Source organism: Phormidium sp. CCY1219 (assembly GCF_035615515.1).
Taxonomy (GTDB): Bacteria; Cyanobacteriota; Cyanobacteriia; order Cyanobacteriales; family Laspinemataceae; genus CCY1219.
The window spans coordinates 24,192-31,293 of the sequence record NZ_JAJENT010000003.1 but is presented as its reverse complement, the minus strand read 5'-3'; the positions used below and the strand labels follow the sequence as shown (position 1 = coordinate 31,293).

At 48.7% G+C, this 7,102-nt stretch carries 6 protein-coding genes; 3 read left to right on the top strand and 3 right to left on the bottom strand.

Annotated features, from left to right (window positions below; translation table 11 throughout):
• Positions 1-975 precede the first annotated feature (975 nt).
• Positions 976-2,451 (top strand): glycogen synthase GlgA, encoded by a 1,476-nt coding sequence (gene glgA, locus LKK83_RS00145; protein WP_324628722.1) that lies wholly within the window; start codon positions 976-978, stop codon positions 2,449-2,451.
• A gap of 175 nt (positions 2,452-2,626) precedes the next feature.
• Here the strand turns inward: glgA and LKK83_RS00140 are convergent, their stop codons facing one another.
• The 3 genes from LKK83_RS00140 to LKK83_RS00130 all read right to left on the bottom strand — a co-directional run bounded on the left by LKK83_RS00140 (position 2,627) and on the right by LKK83_RS00130 (position 5,185).
• Entirely contained in the window at positions 2,627-3,583 is a 957-nt protein-coding gene (locus LKK83_RS00140) for a glycosyltransferase (RefSeq protein ID WP_324628721.1), read from the bottom strand.
• Between the two features lie 98 nt (positions 3,584-3,681).
• Complete coding sequence (mraY, locus tag LKK83_RS00135) at positions 3,682-4,776, bottom strand: phospho-N-acetylmuramoyl-pentapeptide-transferase (protein ID WP_324628720.1); 1,095 nt, start codon at positions 4,774-4,776, stop codon at positions 3,682-3,684.
• A gap of 178 nt (positions 4,777-4,954) precedes the next feature.
• Positions 4,955-5,185, bottom strand: a complete 231-nt coding sequence (locus LKK83_RS00130) for a DUF3134 domain-containing protein (protein WP_324628719.1) — start codon at positions 5,183-5,185, stop codon at positions 4,955-4,957.
• 465 nt (positions 5,186-5,650) lie between these two features.
• Here LKK83_RS00130 and LKK83_RS00125 point away from each other — a divergent pair, with 465 nt between their 5' ends.
• Both LKK83_RS00125 and LKK83_RS00120 read left to right on the top strand, forming a co-directional pair.
• Complete coding sequence (locus LKK83_RS00125) at positions 5,651-6,238, top strand: PAP/fibrillin family protein (protein ID WP_324628718.1); 588 nt, start codon at positions 5,651-5,653, stop codon at positions 6,236-6,238.
• Positions 6,235-7,092, top strand: a complete 858-nt coding sequence (locus LKK83_RS00120) for a PD-(D/E)XK nuclease family protein (protein ID WP_324628717.1) — start codon at positions 6,235-6,237, stop codon at positions 7,090-7,092. Before LKK83_RS00125 ends, LKK83_RS00120 begins: the two co-directional genes overlap by 4 nt.
• The last annotated feature ends 10 nt before the right edge of the window (positions 7,093-7,102 follow it).

The window sequence follows — 7,102 nt, the reverse complement described above, 5'->3', positions numbered from 1 at the left end:
CTTCAGGCGCTTTACTAATGTAACAACCCCATTCGGGAATGTCAACCCTTTTTTGAAAAAATTTTGGATTTTTTTTTGACATACTGCTGAAATCGCCATGCAGCAAGGGATTGAAGCGCTAATTTTTTTCAGGATTCTTGAGGAGGAGGGTGAATCGGGAGATAAAGCTGGATTCTCAAGGGATTTGTGGGAGGGGATCCGAGGGGCGTTTGCTGGAGGCGGATGGCTGGAGGTCGGGAAGAATCCCGCCGCCTTGTGGGAGTCTTCTCTATAAAGAGGGGACAACATTCAATTCAAAATTAAATCTGCGACGGCGAAGCGCTGGGGAGAGCCCCCGCCGGCTTTCGCGCGCGACGCGCGCGCAGGTTTATTAGAGACTCCCTATCGATCGCTGTTGGTGTTGCATAGATGGATATCCGAACTACCGCTCGATCGCAATTGAGAAAATTCCCCCGGATCCAATCTGGCGATCGCAAATCTCTACCTAGTTGCGGAAACAAAACCCTAGCGGCACAACAAACCGATCGCCGGGACATACTTTTCAAGATAGGCTGCCCATCCTCAGTCTCGTCTCCCCGCGATGGTTAGACTGAATCAGGGAACGCGAACACTGATAACCTCTTAATGACTATTTCTGCATAAATTATAAGTGATAACTATCATTAACAGAAAGCCAGAAACTCGTGCCCCTGTTTCTTTGGCCTAGGGATTGGGGGCGCGGGTTAAGGAGAAGCCTTGAGGGGGGAGTGTTTTCCAAGGAATGAAAATTCCTCATATTATCCGTTTGAATAATTATTTTAAAAGTTAGATAGTTTGCAAACATTTAAAGTAAAATTCAAAAAATAAATAATTACTTTATAACCGGATTGTTGCGGCAGAATGCAGAGATTCTTGCGAGTCAGTTGCCAAAAAAGACCTTTTTCCTGTAATGAATGGAAGCAGAAAACATGAAGTTTTGTGAAGTGAGGAGCCAAGATGTACATCGTCCAGATTGCGTCAGAATGTGCCCCTGTCATCAAAGCCGGTGGCTTGGGTGATGTGGTCTACGGACTCAGCCGGGAATTAGAAATCCGAGGCAACTGCGTAGAAATTATTCTGCCGAAATACGACTGTATGCGTTATGACCATATTTGGGGACTCCACGAGGCCTATCAGGAATTATGGGTGCCGTGGTATGGAGCAGCCATTCACTGTTCTGTTTACTGTGGCTGGGTGCATGGACGAGTGTGCTTTTTTATCGAACCTCATTCGCAGGATAACTTCTTCGATCGCGGTTGTTATTACGGTTGCGATGATGATAATATGCGGTTCGCCTTCTTCAACAAAGCGGCTTTAGAATTTTTGCTGCAAAGCAATAAGCGACCGGATATCATTCATTGCCATGACTGGCAAACCGGGTTAGTGCCGGTGATGCTGTTCGAGATTTACAAATATCACGGCATGGAGAACCAGCGAGTGTGCTACACGATTCATAATTTTAAACATCAGGGGATTGCCGGTGTAGACACCTTGTGGGCAACGGGTTTAAATCAAGAAGCGTATTACTTCGATTACGATCGCCTGCGGGATAACTTCAATCCCTTTGCCTTAAACTATATGAAAGGAGGCATCGTTTATTCCAACGCTGTGACCACTGTTTCGCCTCACCATGCTTGGGAAGCGCACTACACGGAAGTGGGCTGTGGTTTAAGTCATACCTTACATTTGCACCAGGATAAATTTCGCGGCCTTCTCAATGGCATCGATTATGACTTTTGGAATCCCGAGGTCGATCGCTACATTCCCCATCACTATACCCCAGACACCTTAGACATCAAAGCCAAAAACAAACAAGCATTGCGCGAGCGACTCTTGTTGCGCGAAACAGATAAGCCGATTGTGGCTTACATCGGACGACTGGACACGCAAAAAGGGGTGCATCTGGTTCATCATGCGATTTACTACGCATTGGAAAAAGGCGCGCAATTCGTGCTACTTGGTTCGGCAACCGAATCGAGAATCAACGCTCATTTTTGGCACGAAAAAAGCTTCTTAAACGAAAATCCAGACTGCCACTTAGAACTCGGATTTAATGAAGAACTTTCCCATCTGATTTATGCTGGATCCGATATGATGGTGGTTCCGAGCAATTACGAACCCTGTGGGCTAACTCAAATGATTAGCTTAAAATACGGCACGGTGCCGATCGTGCGCTCAGTGGGCGGTTTGGTGAATACCATTTTCGATCGCGATTATGACGAAAACACGCCGCCGGAAAAGCGCAATGGCTACATGTTCCACCATACGGATTTTCACGCGCTCGAATCGGCGATGGATCGCGCAATTGGATTGTGGTATAATTCCCCCAAAGCGTTTCGCCAACTTGCCCTTCAAGGAATGGAATATGACTACTCGTGGAACAATCCCGGGGGCAATTATTTGGCAATCTACGATTGCATCCGTGCCACCTAAACCAGAAACCTTGCCTTAATTAAGGAGGGCGTGGAATTGAGAATTGAGAATTGAAACGCGAAACAATGCTCAATTCTCAATTGGTTTTACCCGCGCGATCGCCATACCAATTGGCTCAATTCCCGAGGGAAATCCAGGAGGAGTAAATCCCACGGCGACGCCAGGAAATAGAGTTTTATAACTTGTCAATTTGGCGTGCCTTTTCTGGTAATTGCGCTTCCCGTTGACCGCGCGATCGCGCCCTGACGCAGAACAATCCGATGGGTGTGGAAACCATATCCACCAGAGTTGCTTTTCCGACGATCGCCTTCAGGGTGGAAGTTGGTAACTCTTTCAATAACCAACGACTCCAGCGATAAAAATATTCTCGTCGGTCAAATTGGCGCATCAACTCCACACCATGCAATTCGTGTAAATAGGAATTAGATTTCCCATATCTGCGCCATTGACTTTGCAATTCTTGCAGGGTCGATCGGTGGCGATGCTTGACGATCGCAGTTTCGGCAAATTCCAACGTCCAATTAGTTTCGCGCAAAATTCGCCAACAGATATCCGCATCGCCACCGGTAGTTAAATAAGCGCGAAATAACCCCACCTCTGCAAATGCTTGGCGACGGATAGCCAGATTTGCGGTTTGACCGTAGGGACAAAATGGATGCGCTAAGGTATGTTTTTGAGATAATGTGTTTTCCCGTTGTGCATGTTGCTCTAATACAGTTTTCCCGGGTAGAGCGAAAATTTCGCCCACAACAATTCCCACATTAGGCTTGACAAATCCCTGAATTAATGATAATAACCAATTGGGTTCTGGGCGACAATCGGCATCGGTAAAGGCGATAAACTCGCGGTTCGTGGCGCGGATGCCAGTGTTGCGGGCGGCATAAGAACTTTGAATATCAGTTTCGTGCAATAAACGAAGAGCGATCGCATCGGATTCCTCAGCCGCTTGTTGCACGATAGCGGCGGTGCGATCGCGGCTATTGTTATCCACAATTAAATACTCCACCTTTTGCGCCGGATAAGTTTGCGATCGCAGGCATTCGATTAAAGCCGGCAAATCCTCCTCGCCATTATAAACCGGCACCACCACCGACACCTCGGGTAAAAAATGTTGAGAATTCGCTTCCGCCATTCAACCCCTCATTATTTCACCAAAAACTTTTCGCTTGCCTCTCACGCAATGAAGCAAATAAAGTCGGTTAGGCCAACGCCTAGCCGACTTGAAATATTTTAACGGAACGCCAAGGTCATCAACACCAGAAGAAAGCTCATCACATAAAATGAAGCGACGATTTGCAATTCTGACCAGCCACTCAATTCTAAATGATGGTGAATCGGTGCCATTTTAAACAAGCGCTTGCCGATGCCATCGGGTCCTTTGGTGGCTTTGTAATAAAGCACTTGGGCAATTACCGAAATAGATTCGACAAAAAACAGCCCACTGAGAATAAATAAACCCCAGAGATCGTGGGTGGTGAGTCCTACTGCTGCTAAAGCACCTCCCAAGGCGAGGGAACCCGTGTCCCCCATAAACACCCGGGCGGGATTGCGATTGAATGCCACAAAACCGAGACAACTGCCACTGATACAGGCGCAGAAAATCATCAACTCTGGGTGGGTGGAAGCCACTAAAGCGCCCAATCCCAGGAAGGAGATCGCGCCGGTTCCCCCCATCAGTCCATCCACGCCATCGGTGAGATTGGTGGCATTACTTTCGGCAACTAAAACAAACGCCGCGACGACCCAAAAAAACGCACCCAAGGGCAACACCAAACCAAACGGCAGCGCTACATTGGTAATAGCGCTCGGTTGGGTCAACCCAAGCCACAGACAAAACAGCGCCCCGATGCCGATTTGCAGTGCCAGCTTCATTTTCGGCGAAATTCCTTTATTCGATCGCCGACGCAGAATTTGCCAATCATCGATCCAGCCAATCAAGGCATAGGCGAGGGTAAGAGTGCAGACGGCAATCACGTCGGGGGCAAATCCGGACCAGAAAAGCGCGACAATCGTGGCCACGGGAATAAAAAACACCCCGCCCATTGTCGGAGTGCCAGCTTTTTTCAAATGCGCTTGCGGACCGTCCTCTCGAATGACTTGTCCGGTTTTGAGGCGCTGTAGTAGGGGAACGATCCAGGAACCCACCGCCACTGTTGCCACAGTACAACCCAACAGGGGCAGGGTTAGGGATTCGCCCAGACTAAAGAAACGTCCACCTAACCCATCGAGAATTAGGGATCCTGCCGTGACGATCGCGGTTAATAGCCAAAACAGCACGGTCCCGGAGAGGTTAAATGACGGAATAGGTAAAATTTTTGCGTCCACTGATTCGATTTCCTCACTCCACACCGAGTAACTCCAAGGACGCCAATCCCGTCTCCGGTAAATCCAAAGAGTTACTCAACAAACACAGGGATGGGAATTGCGGGGCGATGGGATTAAGCTCATGCATCCCTAGCCAATTCACACTCCCTCAATCCCCCATCCCGGTTAGTCGATCTTCTTAATCCTCCTCAAAGTTTTCGTCGTTGTCTTCGTCGTCGTAATTCGACTCTTCATTAGACATCAGGTCGGCAATTTCTTCTTCCTCGCTTTCAAATTCACTCTCTTGAGTTTCGCGGGGAATTAAGCGACCTTCGGTTTCCAACCAGTCGAGAATAGAAGTTTCTTGCTGTACGGGAATGACGTCAGCTACTTTATGCCGAGGTTCTTCACGTAGAGAAGGATTGTACATCGAACACTCCTGGAGTTAAAGCCAATGGAACTGAATGGTTGCGTGGGTGCCTTTCGGGGTCAGGGCGATCGCGGCTCAGATCTGCGCTTGGGCGATCGGGTATGATTTTCATGATAACCTCCGATACGTTTGGAAACCCCCGTGCTTTAGCCAGGGGAGGAAAAACGAACTTGCGGCTTTAGCCGCCGTCAACTAACCCCCTGAAGGCAGTGCCTCGGGTTCTTGCGCTTCCAGGCTACCCTGGAAAGGGAAATTCCGCAATTTTCCCCCATTAACTCCCTTTGCACGGCTCGAGGCGCGATTGGCTGACACCAATACAACCACACCTTTTAACAATTTTAGTCGAATTGCGCTACAGTGCCTCGCATAAGCAATGGGGAGAAATCTCTCCCGAGGCGTCATCGCCGATGGGCAACTACAGAGCATCGAGGATTTCATCTCTTGCTTTTGTTTACTCGAAAAACCATGATTGGAAAAGCTGCTTTACTCGAAACCCTAGCGGGCAAAAATCGCGGGTTGCTGGCGACAGAAACGCAAAAACAAGCCATTCTCGCCGCCGTTGCTCAATTAGAAGACCGCAACCCGACCCCGCGCCCGGTGGAAGCGACAGAACTGCTGGCGGGCAATTGGCGATTGCTCTACACCACCAGCGAGGAACTCCTGGGTCTCGATCGCTTCCCCTTCGCTAAATTGGGAACGATTTATCAATGCATTCGCCCTGGGGAAAACAAAATTTACAATATCGCTGAAATTGCCGGTTTGCCTTATCTGAATGGATTGGTCAGCGTGGGGGCGCGATTTGAGCCGGTTTCAGAGCGCCGAGTTACGGTAAAATTCGAGCGGGCGATCGCTGGCGTTCAACAATGGATTGGCTATCGCTCTCCCGATCGCTTTATCGAGGAAATCGAAACCGGCAAAAAATTTCTCGCCCTTGATTTCGAGATTCCCTCCGCGGATCGCCAAGGTTGGTTAGATATTACCTACCTGGATGATACTCTGCGAATTGGCAGGGGCAATCAAGGCAGTTTGTTCGTTTTAACCCAAGACCGATGAATTTCTCTTCTGTTAAGCAGGATTCCTCTCCCAAAATCGAGCGGCGCGTCTCCCAAGGACAACTTAACGTACTGCAAACTTGCCCGCGCAAATTTCAATATACCTATTTGGAAAAGTCCAACGCCCCCATCTCCCCAGAACAACAAACAAAAATCGCCTGGGGCAATCGCTTTCACTTGCTGATGCAACAGCGAGAACTGGGTTTGCCGGTGGAATCTCTCCTGCAAGAAGACCCGGTGATGGAACGCTGCTATCGCGGTTTGCTCGATGCTGCACCGGAATTATTTCATGGGAGCGATCGGGGGAATGGTGAGGTATTTCGCGAGGCGGAACACTGCCGCACGCTTCAATTCCACGGGTATTTGTTAGTCGCCGTTTACGATTTATTAATTGCTGAAAAAAATACCGCTCAAATCCTAGATTGGAAAACTTATCCCTTGCCAACCAATCCGCGTTATGTTGAGGGAAACTGGCAAACGAAATTGTATCCGTTTCTGTTCGCCGAAACGAGCGATTATCTGCCGGGAAAAATTTCGATGAGCTATTGGTTTGTTCGCTCGGCAGGAAATCCGGAATTCGGCCAATCGTCGCTGAGCTTGCGATTTGCTTACAATACTGACAAACACGATCGCATTCGTCAGCAGCTTGCGCGATTGTTAAATCAACTGACAGCATGGTTGCAAGCTTATGAAGAAAGGGGAGAACCTTTTCCCCAAGTTCCGGTTACGGCATCGGGATTGTGCCAGGGTTGTCAGTTTGCCATTCGCTGTCAGCGCACTAAAGAGGGTCAGGAGGCGAGTTTGGGTGGCGATCGCGTTCCTTCTTTGGCGGAGATTGATGAAGTGACACTCTAATCTAGAGGAA

Bases quoted from the DNA above. Each gene is read 5' to 3' on its own strand.
- LKK83_RS00120 (WP_324628717.1), top strand. From the start codon at position 6,235: ATGAATTTCTCTTCTGTTAAGCAGGATTCCTCTCCCAAAATCGAGCGG.
- LKK83_RS00140 (WP_324628721.1), bottom strand. From the start codon at position 3,583: ATGGCGGAAGCGAATTCTCAACATTTTTTACCCGAGGTGTCGGTGGTG.
- LKK83_RS00125 (WP_324628718.1), top strand. From the start codon at position 5,651: ATGATTGGAAAAGCTGCTTTACTCGAAACCCTAGCGGGCAAAAATCGC.
- glgA (WP_324628722.1), top strand. From the start codon at position 976: ATGTACATCGTCCAGATTGCGTCAGAATGTGCCCCTGTCATCAAAGCC.
- LKK83_RS00130 (WP_324628719.1), bottom strand. From the start codon at position 5,185: ATGTACAATCCTTCTCTACGTGAAGAACCTCGGCATAAAGTAGCTGAC.